The sequence below is a fragment of the Ferruginibacter sp. genome (assembly GCF_031430955.1).
Lineage (GTDB): Bacteria > Bacteroidota > Bacteroidia > Chitinophagales > Chitinophagaceae > Ferruginibacter.
Window position 1 is genome coordinate 1 of the sequence record NZ_JANPCM010000717.1, and the last position, 18595, is coordinate 18595.

Consider the following 18595-nt stretch of genomic DNA (forward strand, 5'->3'; position numbering starts at 1 on the left):
CTGGTTACCTGTACCACCTAAATATTTATCTAAAGCTAAAATTGAATTGTTTGGAGCTTTAAGATTGAATAACATATCACCACAATAAGTATGCGGCATATTTAATGTTACCCTTACCCCAGTAATTGTAGCATTGGCAGGAATACCTGTAACATTTAAATTAGTACTCACACCTGCTGCTGTATTATCTGGTACAGCAACACTAATTGTTCCTGAACTAAAAGTAGCTGTGCCCGGTATTGGCGGAGCTGATGAACCTGCACTTAACAATGTACCATTAATACCAGCTACACCACCACAAACCGGACCGGGAGGTGTTATAGGAATGATAGGTAATGCATTTATAGTTAAAATAGCACCATTAGAAGTAGCAGCAGGAGCACATATACCGCTGATTACACAACGGTAACGATTATTATTCATTGCTGTTGTTACCGGGTTAACTGTTAATGTAGCAGTTGCAACACCTGAGTATGGGACAGCATTAGTAAGATTTGTATAACTAACACCACTATTGGTGCTTACCTGCCATTGGTAAGAAACACCTGCGCCAGTTGCTGTAACACTAAATGTTGCAGCGGAACCAGCACATATTGTTGCATTAGCAGGTTGAGCAGTTACCGCAGGACGTTGATTTATAGTGATTGCAATAGATGTGGTTGCAGAGCATCCACTTCCGTTAGATGCAACTACGGTATAAGTAGTGCTTATATTAGGTGATGCGGCTACCGGATTTGTATTAGTAGCATTTAGACCAGCAGCCGGAGACCAAGCATAAGTTAGACCAGGAATAACTCCAGTTGCAGCAAATGTAATACTAAAACCACCGCTGATTACACCTGCATCACCACCCAAATCATCCACAACAAATAGTTTCCAAACGCCATTAGGATTTCCTGTGAATGAAGCCAAAGTTGGTGTTGCCTGGGTTATTGCACCAGGACCAGGAGCTATCCATGTATCAGCCGCTCCAATATTAGTTGGCTTGTAAGTACCGGTTGGGTTAAACGTAGTATTCATTAATGCCGCAGCTGCATCGTCAAATGTAAAAGTTTGACCTGTTGCATCTGTTCCACTTCCTGCATCTGACATTAACACTACATTTTGACCTGTAGGTGATTGTAAAATAATATCAATATCACTGGGGAATGTATGTGTAACTCCATTAATTGTAACCGATTTAACTGTTACACCGCCTGTTGGTAAGCCACTAACGGTAATATTTGATGGATATGGTGATGCTATACCACTCGTTCCTACAGCTGGTATCGTAATTGCACCGGTAGCAGCAAAGCTATTTGTAGTTAATCCAACTGCAGTTAATAACGTTGGATCACCTGCACATAACGTGGTACCATTATCAGTGATAATTGTTAGCGTACCTACACCTGCGGAAATAAACGTTAATGTTGCGGTAGAAGAATATGCTGCAGAACAACCACTGCTCTGAACTAAAGCTCTGTACAGGGTAGTTTGAGTAATATTAGTGGCTGTTAGTGTTGTTGTAGTATTGGCAATAACAGTCCATGTAGTACCTCCATTAATCGAGGATTCCCATTGAAGTATATTTCCTACGCTTCCTGTTAAATTAAGCGTTGTAGAATTTGGACCAGGACAAACGTTAGTGTTTGCTGGTGAAATTGTTCCTCCTGATGATAAAGTGGTAATCGTTAATGTTGCTGCATTGCTGGTAGCAACTAAAGGACAGGCGCTGGTTACGTTACACCTAAACTGCTTACCATTATCACCTGCCACAGCAGTAAATGAATAAGTTGTTCCTGTTGCGCCAGGAATATCTGTCCAAGTACCTCCACCATTTGTACTTACCTGCCATTGATAGCCTAACGGAGCACCACCAGTAGCAGCTACAGTAAAGCTTGCAGTTGTACCTACACAAACAGATGTATTTGCAGGCTGGGTTGTAATTGTAGCAGCTCCGCCTGTAATAGAGAAGTTAACCATCCTTGTAGCCCAGTTTCCAAATGTGCCTAAGCCTGTCTTATTATATTGACCTGTACCCCAAAAACTGTTACCAGTGGGGTCTGTTTGTAAAGCATTATAATCGCCATACCTGTTAGTTCCATTTATTACAGTTCCTTCAATAATTGAAGTTTCAGGAATAGTCATTTGTCCCAAAGGATCGCAGGTTGTTCTGCCTGTTAATCTAAATGAGGGAAATGTAGCTGGTGTACCAGGACCTGTAACGTTAAATATTAAACCAATATCTCCCAAAGCATTTTGCGCTATTGATCCCATAAAGCGGTGATTCCCATCACCAGGGGCGTATGTGCCCTGTTGATACATACTCCAGTTACCGGCACCACCGGTACGCCTTAATTCCCACCAGCGAATACCACCTATACCGGTACCAGCATTAGTTGTAAAATTGGCTACCATAGATTCAAAGCCTCCAAAATTCCTGTATCCAACTTTATGCATCAACTGACCGTCGATGCCCCTGATAGCAGCACCTCCACCAGTTTGGGTAATACAGGCATTGCTGCCGCACAAAGTAGAATTAAACGGAGCGGATACAATACTTGACATTGGGCTGATAACCGATAAAGCAGGAGTAGTAAAATTTGGTGTATATGTAAATGTAAATACACTGTCTACATCTAATGGATCAGGTGTATCTGAATCATCCTGAAAGAATGTAAATAAACCACTTTGGTTTGACACTGCAGCCCCTTCCTGATGTACAGGTAACATTGTAAAAGCACGGTTAGCAACATTGGGCCCAACACTGTTATCAAATCTAAAGCTTACCGCTGTTGCAGTTGCTGCACCTGCAATCATTGCAGCCTTGTCAAATGCATATATAGAACTACCTACGTATCCTGGCTGAAAATCATGAGTAATTCCATAATAGGCATTATGCCATACAGAATAGTGTGGGTAATCTGCACTATATGGAAATGTGTAGGAATATATTTTATAAGGTCCGGTAGGGTCTGGTGTAGTTGAAACTGCCCAAACTAAAACATTTATACTGGCACCGGAAAATTCTGTAAGTATCCATCTGTCTGCAATTTGATCATACATTACAACAGGATCACCTGCCCCGCTAATACCGGTGATTGTACTTAAAATTGTTTGTGCCTGTACTTGTACACCTGCTTTATTCCAAATTTTAAATAAAGAACCGCTGCTATGATTTATTATTTGAATAACGTGATTGGGGCCTACAGCCATATTATTATCAGATGGAGCAAAGCCTGTTGCAAACAACCCGACAAAATTTTGATTTATTACTGCAGAGGATGCTGTTGCAGAAGAAGGGCTGGTGCTATTTTGTAATGCCATGTCCTTTGCAACCTTACTAGCAAAATTATTTCTTGCTGGTCGTTCTTCGTCTTCCTCTTCCTCATCTCTACCAATTATACCATGTTCATCTCTTGTTTTAATAATTGGAGCTCCGTACATTGAATTTTTATCAATATCGGCAAGCTTGGGTGTGGTTCGGATAAGTTTACCAACAATGGTGGTGAACTTCGGACTTTGCTGAGCAATCCCAAAATTGGAAAAAAGCAAAATCATGAACCCAATAAAAAATAGTCGGGTAAAATTTCTCATAATAATAGTTGTTAGTTTTTGTAATTAGTATCCGTTTAAGCCAATAGTTTACAGTCTGAATTTTTAAGGGTAAGTTAGTTTTGGTTTTAAAAAAGGATTAATCAGGATGAACTATAAATTGCAAATAACAAATAAATATTGTTACTAAAAAAATAGAAATGGAAAATTACATCTTTTTAGATATTGAACCAACAATTTTTTATTGATTTTTTTTATTGTAGAATTAAAAAGCTTTACTATGGTATTTAATTTGTACAAAAGGTTATCTCTTTTTCTTGCAAAGTCTCTTTTCTAAACAAAATATTTAGTAATATAAAAAATATTTCCCTTTCATTATTAAAACTTAATTGTACCAAAAAGAAAATTTATGACAGGATCAATTTGTTTTAAGGATATAAGAAAAAGTAATTAATGGCTGCATTTATGCGAAGTAACTTTATAATTATCTTGATTTTTTTGACATTCCCACTATCTCGCCCTACCTTTGCACCCTGAAAAAATAAGCCTCATAATAAACAATTAATTGATATTTTATGGTAGAAATTAAACCTGACGAAATTTCGGCGATTCTTCGTCAGCAATTAAGCAACTTTAATGCCTCTGCAAGTTTGGAAGAAGTAGGAACTGTATTACAGGTGGGTGATGGAATTGCCCGTGTATATGGCCTTAATAATGTACGCAGTGGCGAATTAGTGGAATTTGATAATGGTGTAAAAGCGATTGCCTTAAACCTTGAAGAAGATAATGTGGGTGTTGTATTGATGGGTGACAGCAGCGAAATTAAAGAAGGCGATAAAGTAAAACGTACCGGCCAAATTGCATCTATAAAAGTTGGAGAAGGTATGAGTGGCCGTGTCATAAATACATTAGGCGAACCAATTGATGGCAAAGGCCCTCTTAAAGGCGAATTATATGAAATGCCTTTAGAGCGTAAAGCACCGGGTGTAATTTTCAGAGAACCTGTTAAAGAGCCTTTGCAAACTGGTATTAAAGCCATTGATGCGATGATTCCTATTGGACGTGGCCAGCGTGAATTAATTATTGGCGACCGTCAAACAGGTAAGACTGCCATTGCTGTTGATACCATTATCAACCAAAAAGAATTTTACGCAGCAGGTAAGCCTGTTTATTGTATATATGTTGCCATTGGGCAAAAGGCAAGTACCATTGCCGGAATAATGAAAACATTAGAAGAAAACGGAGCAATGGCTTATACAACTATTGTTGCAGCTTCTGCTTCTGATCCTGCTCCCTTACAGTTTTACGCACCATTTGCCGGAGCTGCAATTGGAGAATTTTTTAGAGATACCGGCAGACCTGCTTTAATTATTTATGATGATCTTTCAAAACAGGCTGTGGCTTACCGTGAGGTATCGTTATTATTGCGCCGTCCGCCGGGCCGTGAAGCATATCCCGGTGATGTATTCTATTTGCACAGCCGTTTACTGGAAAGAGCTGCAAAAGTTATTTCAAAAGATGATATTGCAAAACAGATGAACGATCTACCAGAATCTATTAAGCATTTAGTAAAAGGTGGCGGGTCATTAACTGCATTGCCCATTATTGAAACTCAGGCTGGCGATGTTTCTGCATATATACCTACTAACGTAATTTCAATTACCGACGGACAGATATTTTTAGAAGGCAACTTATTCAACGCCGGTATACGTCCTGCAATCAATGTGGGAATTTCGGTTAGCCGTGTAGGTGGTAACGCTCAAATTAAGTCGATGAAAAAAGTTGCCGGTACCCTTAAGTTAGACCAGGCGCTTTACCGGGAACTTGAAGCATTTAGCAAATTTGGTGGCGATTTGGATGCTGCAACAAAAAATGTAATTGATAAAGGTGCCAGGAACGTGGAAATATTAAAGCAGTTGCAATACTCACCGATGTCTGTTGAGAAACAAGTAGCAATAATCTACTTGGGTACACAGGGTTTATTAAGAGAAGTTGCGGTAAAAAATGTTAAGGCTTTTGAAGAACATTTTTTAATGGAAATGGATAATAAATACCCGGAAATTTTAGCAGATTTCAAAAAAGGAAATTTATCTGATGACGGGATTAAGAAAGTTACTGAGCTGGCAAAAGGATTAACCGGTCAGTATAAATAAATAAATTTAAAAAAGAACTGGTTCAAAGTTAAAATTTTGAACCAGTTTTTTTATGCCCGTCTGCGACTAAAAAAATGTATGAATTGATTTAGTTATTCTGTAATTTTATACTAATAAAAAATATATTGCATTTTATCTTTTATAATCTGCAAGATTAATAATTTTTTGCACCCTCTCAATTTTTATTCATGAAAAATAATTTTTATCCCCTAAAATTTATCTTATTTATTGCAATTGCAATATTTTTTTCTTGCAAAACACCTCCTGCCGACTCAGGTAAATTAGTTCAGTCTGAAAAAAATGAACAAAAACGTTTTGACGATATAAACGGAGCAACTGAGTATGAGTTTAACATGATAAAAAATCCTGCAACAGGAAAAATACCTGAAGGCATCAGGCAAATGGAAATGGCACAGGCCCGGGAAATTTCCCAATCACAACCTGCCAATGCACCAACTTTATTAAATGCATACACCTTTCAGGGGCCGGATAATTTAGGAGGCCGTACCCGTACAACTGCATACGATGTTCGTTTTAATGGTGCAGGCAATCAAATTATTTTAGCAGGAGGTGTAAGCGGAGGTATTTATAAATCTACTGATAATGGATCAACCTGGATAAGAAAAAGCCCTACCGGGCAGCACTACAGTGTAACGAGTTTAGCACAAGACCCCAGGCCAACCTTTCAGGACACCTGGTATTATACAACTGGCGAAGCTCTCGGTAATTCTGCAAGTGAAGCTGGTGCATTTTACATAGGAAATGGTGTTTATAAATCAACTGATAATGGTGAAACATGGGTTCGTTTGGCAAACTCCAATACCGGAGCTTTAGAAACTTTTGACAGAAGAGAAGATTGTATCACCAAAATTGTAGTTGACCCTACAAATGGTAATGTATATATGGCTGCTTTAGACGGTATATACCGTTCTACAGACGGAGGAACAATTTGGAGTAATGTATTGACATCAGGTGCAGGTGGTATTAATACTGCCATGATTACGGACATTGCAGTTACTTCAACAGGTAGATTTTATGCAGCTTTTTCAGGACAAAATAATACAGCACCTACAGATATGCCCGGAGTATGGACTTCAACAACTGGTGCTTCTGGTAGCTGGACTCGTATTGCAGGCCCCGGCGGCACTCCTGCCGGGTGGAATGCTAATGGAGCTTATGGCAGAGTTGTTTTGGCGATTGCTCCCAGTAGTGAAAATTTAGTTTATGCTCTTTATTGGAATGGAGTTAGTAACGGCTGCCCTGCAAGTGCTGCAGAAGCAGAACTTTTTCTTTGGAATCAATCCACCACCACATGGGTTGACAGAACTACTAATTTACCCAATGAAGCTGGTTGTTTAGTAGGTAATGATCCGTTTGCAGTGCAAGGTGGTTACGATCTTGTTATGTCAGTTAAACCCGATAATGCCAATGTGGTTTTTATAGGCGGCACAAATATCTACCGCTCTACAGATGGCTTTGCCTCTACAGGAAATACTACCAGAATTGGTGGGTATAACAGCCCTTCCAGTTATGCACTTTATCTTAATTCTCATTCCGATATTCATTCTATTACATTTCAACCCGGTTCCACAATTACAATGCTTTGCGGTAATGATGGAGGCATTCAACGCACTACTAATAATCTGGCTGCAACTGTGGCATGGACACCAATTAACAGCGGATACAGAACATACCAATATTATTATGTTGCATTAGACCCAAGAAGTGGTAATACAAAAGTAATAGGCGGTGCACAGGATAATGGCACCACACGTAATACCGGAGGTGCAGGAATAAATTTTGAACAGGTTTACAGCGGTGATGGCGTTTCTGTTGGATTATCTGATGTAATCAGCGGCAATACTTTTGAATATTGCGGATCGCAATCAGGCGACATAGAAAGGAGGAATTCAACTTCGGGGCTTGGAGTTACAACAGATATTACACCTTCTGCAGCAAGCAGTACAGGTTTATTTATCACTCTTTTCAAATTAGACCCTGATAATACACAAAATCTTTATTTCGCCGACAACAATTCTTTATACCGCACTGGTGCTGCATCAACAGTAACATCAGCAACATGGACTGATATGACAGGAATTGCAGCTGCTGTGGCAGGGGCTAATGATATTTCTGCTTTGGCAACTACAAGAGGTAATTACAGCGCTGCTACTGCCAGTTTATTTATTGGCACCAGCAATGCAAAATTATTCAGATTAAACGATCCAATTAATACTGCGGCAGCAACTGCGCCGGCTGATATTAGTGGTGCTGGTTTTCCTGCAGGTGCTTATGTTAGCAGCATTGCCGTAAACCCACGAAACGATGATACCGTTTTAGTAACTTTTTCTAATTATGGCGTTACAAGTGTTTTTTGGACTGGTAATGCCAATGCTGCAACACCCACATGGATTAATGTTGAGGACAATTTAACTTTGCCCTCTTACAGAAGTTCGGCAATTGTTTTAAAAGGTAATACTGTTGAATATTATGTAGGTACCTCTGCAGGATTATACGCCGCCACAATTGATGCTCTCAATCCTGCAAATACAAACTGGGCACAGGAAGGTGCTGCAGAAATTGGCAATGCCGTTGTTACCAGTTTAGCAGTACGGCCTGTAGATAACCGTTTAGCAATTGGTACACATGGTTATGGTATGTGGACAGCTACAGTTACCAACCCTTTACCCGTAACATTATTAAATTTTTCGGGAAATCTTAAAGGAAACAATGTTTTATTAGACTGGAGTACCGCAAGTGAAATAAACAGTAAAGAATTTGAAATTGAAAAATCGGTTGATGGAATTAATTACCGAAAAATAAACAGCATTGGTGCGGCTGGTAACTCTGCTTCAATTAATAGATATAATTATTTAGACAGAGAGGCAACCGAGATTAATTACTACCGCTTAAAAATGATTGACTTAAATGGTACCAGCAAAATAAGTAATACGGTTCTTATAAAAAATACCAGCTTAATACAAATGATAGCTGCAATTAGTAATCCTTTTAAAAATTATATAAATATTCGTTTTACAAAAATGCCTAAAGGAAAAGTTGTTTTAAGTTTAACAGATTTATCAGGAAAGCGTCTTGGCGTAAACGAATATTACCAGCCTGTTTCGGCAATACTCCGTTTTGATAATTATAATAAAAATTTAGCCCGGGGGATTTATATTTTAAAGGCAGAGGCTGATGGAAAAATATACAGCATTAAAGTAATGAAAGAATAAAAAATGAATTGAGTTATAATAAACCCTCTTTGCAAAAAGGGGGTTTATTATTTTGTTTTGAAATTAATATTATTGATTACCTAATAGTAAACTCCCCATTTGGGAGTTTACTATTATAGATTGTGTGAGATTCTTAAATACCTCTTCTCAACTTAGGCCTTTGCTGATTAGCTCTTTGTCTGCTTATACGTTCAACAAGCTTTTTTCTAAATTCCCCATTTAGCCTGAAAAGTTTATCTACCCTTTTTGGATTAAGCAAAATTTTATTGAACCTTGGTTCGTATCTTTTTTTGATATCAAGAATTTTTTGTTCTCTTTCCAATTCGGGCAAATTCATATTTACTGCTTTAACCTCTTTATCAAACTCATTATGCACCGGCCAAAAGACTTGTGCCTCCGCAGAGCTCAATTCCAATTTTTGCGTAATAAAAGCCACGTAAAGGGATTGTATTTTTTCCTGCTGTTTTACATCAGCTTCCTCAGGCGTTTGGGCATTAGCTGCCAAAAAACCAATCATCATTGTTAAAAAAAATAATATTTTTTTCATTGAAGTAAAATTTAATTCATTGTTTTATTTTCGTCTAATTGATTGAGCAAATCATCAATTTCGTTGCTTTCTGCCTTATCTGTATCCGTTTCGCCGGCATCCAATTTATCGTCTATTTGTGCGGCTGCCACAGCAGCATCAACATCCACACCTTCTTTAGTTAAAAAACTAAGTATTTCGTCATCAGATATTGTTGCCAGCTCTCCATCCACATTTGTTTTCATTATGCCAGAGTAATTTATAGGAACAACCTTTTTAATATCTCCGCTATTTGTAAACTTATAAACCCCCAATGCCATTACTCCCATAAAAACCGCTGCCACAGCATACTTTAAAATAGCAGCAGTACGTTTTTGCATAGTAACTACTTTGGCCTGTTGAGGTTTTATCTTATTTAATATTCTATCCGGTAATAATTCAAAATAACCCTGCGGTACATTAAATATATTTTTGTTTTGAATACTGAAAATCAAGGGTGATAATTCTTTTAATTCACTTGCGGTGGTTTCTCCCTCTTTTATCTTACCTAAAATATTTGCTGACAAGGATTCAAAATAACCTTGTGGTACAGTAAATGTATTTTTGTTTTTAATACTGTGCAGCATTGGTGATAATTCGTTTACTGTTGCTGCTTCTTCTGTTTTTATCTTATTTAAAATGTTATCTGAAAGTGATTCAAAGTAACCCTGCGGCACCTGCATTGAGGTTTGATTGATAATTGAATTAAGTAATACCCCGGTCTCTACTTTTACACCCATTAAAATATCTTCTTGCAGCCTTTCAAAATAACCAATGGGTACAGTAAACACATTCACCTTCTCCAACCCTGCTAACAGCGGACTAAGCTCTTTTAATTCATTCAATATGTCGATCCCGTTTTCCATTACCGTTTTAAGACGCTGTTATTTACTAAAAGTTTAATTATTAAGTATAAATTCTTCTATTTTTTTTACTGCATGATGATAGCTTGCTTTTAGAGCGCCTTCGCTTGTTTCTAAAACCCTGCTCATTTCCTGGTATGGCATTTCATCATAGTACCTTAAACTGAATACAACTTTTTGTTTTTCGGGTAATTGCTGAATGGCTACCTGCAGTTTCCACTCCAGTTTATTGGCATCAAAATAATCGCTGGCTTTTATTTTATTGCTAAGGCTGCTTTCCTCATCGCTCAGCGATGCAGTACTTCTTTTTTTCTGCTGCTCAATAAAAGTCAGCGATTCGTTGGTGGCAATGCGGTATAACCAGGTGTATAACTGGCTGTCTTCCCTAAAATTTTCTAAGCCTTTCCAAACTTTAATAAACATGTTTTGCAACACATCATTAGCATCTTCATGCTCTACCACCATGCGGCGTATATGCCAATATAATTTTTCCTGGTATTTTTTTATAATACCGGTAAATGCTTTTTCTTTTGTGGCAGGTTGACTGAACTGCATAAGCAGTTCTTTGTCGTCTAAGTGTGTAGCCATAGTAGGTTTGAGGCAGTAAAAATAAAAAAACCAACCGTAAGATTGGTTTTTTATTAAAAAGTTTAATCCTTTTATTTTCTTGCCATTACTTTTTCTGCCGCAGCTACAATATTCGGAGTATCTAATCCATATTTTGTCAGCAGTTCGGTAGGTTTACCGCTTTCGCCAAAAGTATCGTTAGTGCCAACATATTCAATTGGTATAGGAAAATGTTTGGCAGCAACCTGCGCAATACTATCACCTAATCCACCAATAATATTATGCTCTTCGGCAGTAACAGCACATTTTGTTTTTTTAATAGATGCCAGTACAGCTTCTGTATCTAAAGGTTTAATAGTATGGATATTTATTATTTCAACACTAATCCCTTTTTCTTCTAAAATTCTTCCAGCTTCAACAGCTTTCCAAACCAAATGACCACAGGCAAAAATAGTAACATCAGTACCCTGAGAAAGTTGTTGAGCCTTGCCAATTACAAAATCTTCTTCTTTTGTAAATATGGGCCAAACAGGGCGGCCAAAACGTAAATAAACCGGCCCTTCGTAATCGGCAATAGCTTGTGTTGCTGCTTTAGTTTGATTATAATCTGCAGGTACAATAACCGTCATACCTGGCAGCATTTTCATTAACCCAATATCTTCTAAAATTTGATGGGTTGCGCCATCTTCACCTAATGTTAAGCATGCATGTGATGCACAAATTTTTACATTTTTTACGCTGTAAGCCACACTCTGGCGTATTTGATCATACACCCTTCCTGTACTAAAATTTGCAAAAGTGGTGGTATAAGGAATTTTTCCTCCTATGGTTAACCCTGCTGCAATACCAATCATATTAGCTTCGGCAATGCCGCATTGAACAAAACGCTCAGGAAATTCTTTAATAAATCCCTGCAATTTTAACGAACCTAAAAGATCGGCAGTTAAAGCAACAATGTTTGGATTTTTTCTTGCTGCTTCTAAAATGCCATCTCCAAAACCACTACGGGTATCTTTATTTCCTGTAACCTGAATTTGACTGAGCATATAAATAAAACTGTTTTAATTTTTTATAAGATGCTGCAAAGTAAAAGAAAGATTTGATTGAAAATAAAGGCAACTTAAAAAGTTGCCCACATTGTTTTAGTAAATTTTACAGGTAAAGGCCTGCGGTTGTCATTAATCAGAAATTTGTGAAGCGGTATAATATTTAAGATTATTGGCTTTTACAAAAGAAAATATTTTTAAAAGCCTTTCTAAAGTTACACTATACTTATTGGCAGTATTTATCTCATGCGCCACAAAAACAGCACAGGTGTTGTTATTTTTTGCAGATTGCAAAACACTGATAACATCTGCATCGCTGCGTTTACTGCTTTTATCTATACCAAGGCCGTATAATACATCATTGTTTTGTGTAGGCACGATACTTTTAGAAAAATCCTGTGTACCATTAAGCGCCCTTACACTTTTAAAATAACGCATCAGTGTTTTATCAAAAACCCCATTGTGTGCACCGTAAGGATAGGCAAATGTTGTTGGGTAAAATCCATCTCTGTTCATCATTTTAAGTCCGGCCTCCACTTCGCAACGCATTAATTCATCAATGGTATGTTTTTGTTTATACACATAGTCTTCCATATTATAGTGGTTAGTGGTGTGAAACGCAATTTCGTGACCATGACTTTGAATAATAGAAAGTTTATTTTTTTGTTCGCTTGTAAAGCGATTGTATTTACAAATGTAAAACGTTGCCTTAACGCCGGCACTGTCGAGCAAAGGTAAATAGTCAACCCAGTTATCAACTTTATTATCATCAAAAGTTAATACAATACCAGGTTCCTTCAAATGCCCCTGCTTTTCAAATTTTTTACACCCGGAAAATAAGCCAATAATTACCAGAAGGGTACAAAATGCCCTAACAACTTTTTTTGCCATAAAATAAATAGTTTTTTATCAGGCGCTTTTAAAGAGGATAATGGTTCAGGGGGGTTGGGGACTTTGGGGGAGTAGCGAAGATAATAGAAAAATTAATTCAACCCTGTTTTTTGTATTGTAAAAATATTTTGATCATTTTTTAATTTTAATTCCCATTTCCAGGCAGTGTCCATCATATCATTCAGCTTATATTGAGGTTGCCAGCCAAGATGAGATTTTGCTTTATTATTATTAGCATATATGGCTATTACATCGCCGGAACGGCGTGGGCCGGTTTGATAATTAAGTTTTAAACCACTTATTTTTTCAAAAGCTGCAATAACTTCTAATACAGTATAGCCATTGCCAGTACCTAAATTAAATATTTCGCAACTGGTGGTGTTTTTTTTATCAATAAGATAATTTAAAGCTAAAATATGTGCATGTGCAATATCACACACATGTATATAATCACGTACACAACTGCCATCTTTTGTATTGTAATCTGTTCCAAATACCTGCATCGTGGGTAATTTACCAATGGCGGTTTGAGTAATTGCAGGCACCAGGTTTGCTGGTTTGCCTATAGGCAATTCACCGATATTTATAGATGGATGAGCACCTACAGGATTAAAGTACCGGAGTAAAATAGCATTCAGCGAATTACTTTTTACAGTTTCGGATACAATTTGTTCGCCCATTTGTTTGGTAGCACCATAAGGTGATTCTGCTGGTTTTTGAGGTGTTTCCTCTGTTACAATCATTTCATCAGGGTTGCCATACACAGTGCAGGAAGAGGAGAAAACAAAATGAGGCACATTAAATTCCTCGGCACATTTTAAAATATTGATAAGGGAGTTTAAATTATTTTCGAAATACATCAAGGGTTTTTCAACTGATTCGCCAACTGATTTATAGGCTGCAAAGTGAATGATACCTTTTATATCAGTATTTTCCTGAAAAATAGCATAGGTATCATCGTAATTACAAAGATCAACTTTATAGTTTTTTACTTTTTTATTGATAATTTTTTCTACTCCACTTAGTATGGCTTCATTACTACGGGAATTGTTATCTGCACAAATAACTTCAAACCCGTTTTGCACCAGATCAACAATTGTGTGAGAGCCAATGTAGCCGCAGCCACCAGTTACTAATATTTTATTCATGTTTTAATTAATTCAAATTCAGGTTGTATATTTTAGCAAATATATCATCTGCACTAAACAGAGTGGCATTATTTACTATTGCAGTTGCTGCAATTATTGCATCCAGAAGTTTAAGCTTATATTTTTTGTGTACAGCAATAGTTTGCAAAAGTAAAATTTTATTTTCCCTTGCTACAGGATAAATTTCCACCAGTTCAATAAACTCATCAAATAGGAATTTATTTTTAGTTGTAACTTCGGGGTTACTTAAAAATTCAATTTGGGTGATAACAGAGATACCAATTGTCAGATTATTTTTTAAATAATTTTTTGCAAATTTTTCATTGTCGAGATAAGCACCAACAGCATTTGTATCAAGCAATATTTTATTTCCACTCATTTCTTATCTTTTTTTGGTAAGAACCCCAGTCAATATTACTTTTCATTTTCTCTGCAAAATCTGCCAGTGTCTTTTTGCTTTTTATTTTTTCCTGTTGCACAATTACCATTACTTCCACCTCAGCAGCATCGTTTGTAATTGGTAATTCAATTTTATATTTACCGGTTTTAGTTCTTTTAGCTATTGCTTTTATAGCTTCCATAATGTGGTGTTTTTACAAATTTACATATTATCAAACACCTTAAACAAAAAAATCATCCATAACAGATGATTTTGTAAAGAAAGTATTTAACGAATTATTTCATAAAAAAAGAAACTACATAGTACACTCCTGCAGCAAGCAAGCCACTTACCGGAATAGTAAGTATCCAGGCCCAAATAAGGTTTATGGTAACACCCCAGCGTACCGCACTTAATCTTTTTGTAGCACCCACACCAATAATTGAACCAGTAATGGTGTGTGTGGTAGAAACCGGAATACCCATTTGCCCTGTAAAAAATAAAGTAAATGCACCTGCTGTTTCTGCGGCTACACCTTCCAGTGGAGTAACTTTTGTAATTTTTGTTCCCATTGTTTTTACAATCTTCCACCCACCGCTCATTGTGCCCAGGCCTATTGCTAAATAACAGGCTATAGGAACCCAGTTAGGCAAATCAGAGAAGTTTTGAATAGTGCCCTGGGCAATTAATGCTGCGCCAATTATACCCATTACTTTTTGTGCATCGTTACCACCATGGCCAATACTAAATGCAGCAGAACTGAACAGCTGTAATTTTTTAAACATGTTGGCAACTTTAAAAGCCGTGGGGGTTCTTATTTTTTCAACATATAAATAAACTAAGCAAAATAATATTGAAGTACAAACAATACCCCAAACTATCATGCTGTTATCAGCTTTATCTACATCTTTTGCCAGGGCTTTTTCAATACTAAAGCCTTCAATTTTCTTTTTTACTTTTTCTTTATTCTCTTCTTTTATTGGATAAATAGAATTTATCACTATTAAAGTGCTATCAGCAGAAATTTCTTTATTAAAATATTTTTTTAAAGGGTCTTTATATTTTTCTGTTGCGTCTTTTGCAATATTATATTCTGCTTTTATTTTTTCATCGCTGGTAGCCTTAGCTTCCAATACAAGAAAGTCATTTGCATTGCGTATATCATCTTTTAACCTGCTGGCTTCAATATCTTTTAACCATCCGCTGTCTGCTGCTTGTTTTGCTACACCTTTTGCACCAACCTTATCAAAATTATCAACCAGTGCATTTATCTTATTAAAATTGGGCATAGCTTTATCCAATTTATCTTTACCAACATTATACGCTTTTATAGCTGCAGTATCATTGGGGTTAGCTTCTTTTTTAGCCAAAGCATCGCTCACTTCTTTTTTATACTTATCAACTTTCAAAAATTTTTCAAGGTTTTCTTCCATTTTACTGGTTTCAAATTTATCGAAAAGCAAAACGGTTAAAAAAGTAACCAATGCAATTATTCCTATTCTAGCCCAAATGTTTCGCATTATGGTTACTATTGTAATAAAGATGGAAATACACATACCTATAAGTGGTGCCAGAAAAATAAAAATAACAGTATTAAAAATAATATCAGATTCTACGATTTTGCCCCAGCTGTACCCCATTCCTTTTATTGACAAGGCATGAGCAATTGCAGCACCTGCAAACCCCCCAATTAAAGTGTGGGAGGAGGAGGAAGGGATGCCATACCACCAAGTTAATAAGTTCCAGAAAATTGCAGCTATAAGGCCGGAAAGAATTACCGGCAGTGTTATAAATTCTTTACTTACAGTTTTACTTATTGTATTGGCAACAGCATGATCTTTAAAAATAAAATACGCTACACAGTTAAAAATTGCTGCCCAAACTACGGCTTGAAAAGGTGTAAGCACTTTGGTGGAAACTACCGTGGCTATTGAGTTAGCAGCATCATGAAAACCATTGATGTAATCGAATATTAATGCCAGTGCTATAATTACTATTACTAAAGTCATAAATTTAAAAATGTGCTAATGAGCAAATATGCAAGTATGTTGAATGCAAGTATTTTCACGGTTTTGAATTTACAAATTGCATTAAGCGTATTTCACAATTATACTCTCAATTACATTTGCAGCATCTTCGCATTTATCAGTAACTATTTCCATTACCTGGTAAATTTCTCTTTTCTTAATTACTTCCTTTGCATCAGGCTCCTCTGCAAATAAACGTTCAATACTCATATCAAAAATATCATCGCCCTGGTTTTCAATACTGTTAATTGCAACTAAAGCATCGGTAATGCGGCGCATATTTTTCATGTTACGCAATTCGGTAACAGCGTCGTGTACAGCAACACAGCCTTGTGCAATTATTTCGGCCATTTTATGTATGCCGGTATCGTTGGGGTTTACCCTGTAAAAATTTATTTTTTTTGCGGATGCATAAATGTAATCAGCAATATCATCTAACGCCGAAGCCAGGTAGTGAATATCTTCTCTGTCGAATGGTGTAATAAAATTCTTTCCCAATTCTGTAAAAATCTGGTGCGTATAATCGTCATTTACATGCTCCATATCTTCCAGCTCCTTTATCAGTTTTGCCCTGCCATCAAAATCAGGTTCGTTTACTACTTCTTTAAGTTTTTCTCCCATTTTTACCAATACATCTGCAACACTTTCAAATAGTTGAAAAAACACCCTGTCTTTAGGTAAAAAGATTTTTAAAATTGAGTTTATGCCAGCCATAGTTATAAATTTTGCCGCAAAGGTTAGGTATTAGGCTAAAAGAATAAAGGAGTTTTAAAATGATAATGATTTCTTAACACAGGGGTAACACTAAATTGTTATTCCTTTGCGGCAAAATTTGTTTTTATGCTTAAGAAAAAACTGCCATTACTGGTTGTAACGGTTTTATTGTGCCAAATACTGCAAGCTCAGTATTTAATGGATATGGTGGATACCAGCAAAGAAACCGGCAGAGGTTTACTTGCGATGTATAAAAAGTTCGATCATCTTAAAATCGGAGGCTATATACAACCTCAATTTCAAATAGCAGAAAGTAAAGGCATAAAAAGCTTTGAAGGTGGAGATTTTGCGGCTAATGTAAACAACAGGTTTATGTTAAGAAGAAGCAGGGTACGTATAGATTATGTACATTTTGCAGAAGGCAAAAAGCCCAGTGTGCAAATTGTTTTTCAGTTTGATGCTAATGAACGGGGGTTTACTGTAAGGGATGTGTGGGGCCGGATATTTGAAAATAAATATAAATTATTTTCTTTAACAACAGGAATGTTTGCACGCCCTTTTGGTTACGAAGTTAACCTGAGCAGCAGTGACAGAGAAAGCCCCGAGAGAGGCAGGATGAGCCAGCTGCTTATGAAAAGCGAAAGAGATTTAGGAGCAATGGTGAGCCTAGATGCAAGACAAAAGGGTGCAAAATTAAAATACCTTAAAGCAGATTTTGGAGTTTTTAACGGGCAGGGAATTAATGCAACCGGCGATTTTGACAACACAAAAGATATTATTGGCAACATAGCACTTAAATCTTACCCATTAAGTAAAAAAATTACATTTTCTGCAGGAGCTTCAGTTTTATATGGTGGCATAATGCAAAATACAAAGTATGTTTATTCCACCAGCCAGTTGGCAGGAGTAAAAAAAGTTGTTGTGGATTCAGCTGTAACCAATACCAACAAAACATCGCCAAGAGAATATTACGGAGCAAACACACAAGTGAAATTTAAAAATAACAAAGGGCTTACCACAGAAATAAGGGGCGAATTTGTAACAGGCACACAAACAGGCACCATTAATAATTCCGAAACCCCCGTGGCTTTAATTTCCGGCGCAGATGGATTTCATATTCGCCATTTTAACGGTGCATATTTTTATTTGTTGCAGCATATTTTTAATACAAAAAATCAGCTCCTGATAAAGTATGATTGGTACGACCCTAATACTGATGTAAAAGGCAATGAAATTGGTGCTGCCGGGAGTAATTTTACAGCTGCAAATATAAAGTACAGCACACTAGGCTTTGGTTATGTAAATTATCTTACAGATAATGTTAAGCTTGTTTTATACTACGCAAAAGTAACAAATGAAAAAACACAATTAACCAATTTTACCAGTGATGTAAAAGACAATGTGTTTACCTGCAGGCTTCAGTTTAGATTTTAAAAGAAAAAATATTTAATGAACTAAAACAGGCTGCTTTTTCA

At 36.7% G+C, this 18595-nt stretch carries 14 protein-coding genes; 3 read left to right on the plus strand and 11 right to left on the minus strand.

Going from position 1 to position 18595, the window contains the following annotated elements:
* On the minus strand, positions 1 to 3576 hold a 3576-nt coding region (locus ACY65O_RS20455), incomplete at its 3' end, for a beta strand repeat-containing protein (RefSeq protein ID WP_462222713.1).
* A 533-nt stretch (positions 3577 to 4109) separates the two neighbouring features.
* Between ACY65O_RS20455 and atpA the strand changes: the two genes are divergently transcribed.
* Together atpA and ACY65O_RS20465 are read left to right on the plus strand one after the other, a co-directional pair.
* Positions 4110 to 5687, plus strand: a complete 1578-nt coding sequence (gene atpA / locus ACY65O_RS20460; RefSeq protein ID WP_462222714.1) for a F0F1 ATP synthase subunit alpha — start codon at positions 4110 to 4112, stop codon at positions 5685 to 5687.
* A gap of 188 nt (positions 5688 to 5875) precedes the next feature.
* Positions 5876 to 8920 (plus strand): T9SS type A sorting domain-containing protein, encoded by a 3045-nt coding sequence (locus ACY65O_RS20465; protein ID WP_462222715.1) that lies wholly within the window; start codon positions 5876 to 5878, stop codon positions 8918 to 8920.
* A 133-nt stretch (positions 8921 to 9053) separates the two neighbouring features.
* Here ACY65O_RS20465 and ACY65O_RS20470 read toward each other — a convergent pair whose 3' ends face one another.
* From ACY65O_RS20470 to ACY65O_RS20515, 10 genes are all read right to left on the minus strand, one after another.
* A complete protein-coding gene (locus ACY65O_RS20470; RefSeq protein ID WP_462222716.1) occupies positions 9054 to 9467 on the minus strand; it encodes a hypothetical protein in 414 nt (137 codons plus the stop codon).
* Between the two features lie 11 nt (positions 9468 to 9478).
* On the minus strand, positions 9479 to 10351 hold the full coding sequence (locus ACY65O_RS20475; protein ID WP_462222717.1) for a hypothetical protein: 873 nt from the start codon (positions 10349 to 10351) through the stop codon (positions 9479 to 9481).
* A gap of 33 nt (positions 10352 to 10384) precedes the next feature.
* Positions 10385 to 10936, minus strand: coding sequence for an RNA polymerase sigma factor (locus ACY65O_RS20480; protein WP_462222718.1), 552 nt, complete (start codon positions 10934 to 10936; stop codon positions 10385 to 10387).
* A gap of 71 nt (positions 10937 to 11007) precedes the next feature.
* Positions 11008 to 11961 carry a transketolase family protein gene (locus ACY65O_RS20485; RefSeq protein ID WP_462222719.1) on the minus strand — a complete coding sequence of 318 codons (954 nt, stop codon included), beginning with the start codon at positions 11959 to 11961 and terminating at the stop codon, positions 11008 to 11010.
* Positions 11962 to 12093: 132 nt separating this feature from the next.
* On the minus strand, positions 12094 to 12852 hold the full coding sequence (locus ACY65O_RS20490) for a polysaccharide deacetylase family protein (protein WP_462222720.1): 759 nt from the start codon (positions 12850 to 12852) through the stop codon (positions 12094 to 12096).
* Between the two features lie 92 nt (positions 12853 to 12944).
* The gene (galE, locus tag ACY65O_RS20495; RefSeq protein ID WP_462222721.1) at positions 12945 to 14000 is read right to left on the minus strand and encodes a UDP-glucose 4-epimerase GalE; all 1056 of its coding nucleotides are present in this window, start codon (positions 13998 to 14000) and stop codon (positions 12945 to 12947) included.
* Positions 14001 to 14007: 7 nt separating this feature from the next.
* Positions 14008 to 14379, minus strand: coding sequence for a PIN domain-containing protein (locus tag ACY65O_RS20500; protein WP_462222722.1), 372 nt, complete (start codon positions 14377 to 14379; stop codon positions 14008 to 14010).
* Entirely contained in the window at positions 14366 to 14581 is a 216-nt protein-coding gene (locus ACY65O_RS20505) for a hypothetical protein (RefSeq protein ID WP_462222723.1), read from the minus strand. The genes ACY65O_RS20500 and ACY65O_RS20505 overlap by 14 nt, the downstream gene beginning before the upstream one ends.
* A 94-nt stretch (positions 14582 to 14675) precedes the next feature.
* Entirely contained in the window at positions 14676 to 16388 is a 1713-nt protein-coding gene (locus ACY65O_RS20510; protein WP_462222724.1) for an anion permease, read from the minus strand.
* Between the two features lie 81 nt (positions 16389 to 16469).
* Positions 16470 to 17120 carry a DUF47 domain-containing protein gene (locus ACY65O_RS20515; protein ID WP_462222725.1) on the minus strand — a complete coding sequence of 217 codons (651 nt, stop codon included), beginning with the start codon at positions 17118 to 17120 and terminating at the stop codon, positions 16470 to 16472.
* Positions 17121 to 17246: 126 nt separating this feature from the next.
* Between ACY65O_RS20515 and ACY65O_RS20520 the strand changes: the two genes are divergently transcribed.
* Entirely contained in the window at positions 17247 to 18554 is a 1308-nt protein-coding gene (locus ACY65O_RS20520; RefSeq protein ID WP_462222726.1) for a porin, read from the plus strand.
* Positions 18555 to 18595 lie beyond the last annotated feature (41 nt).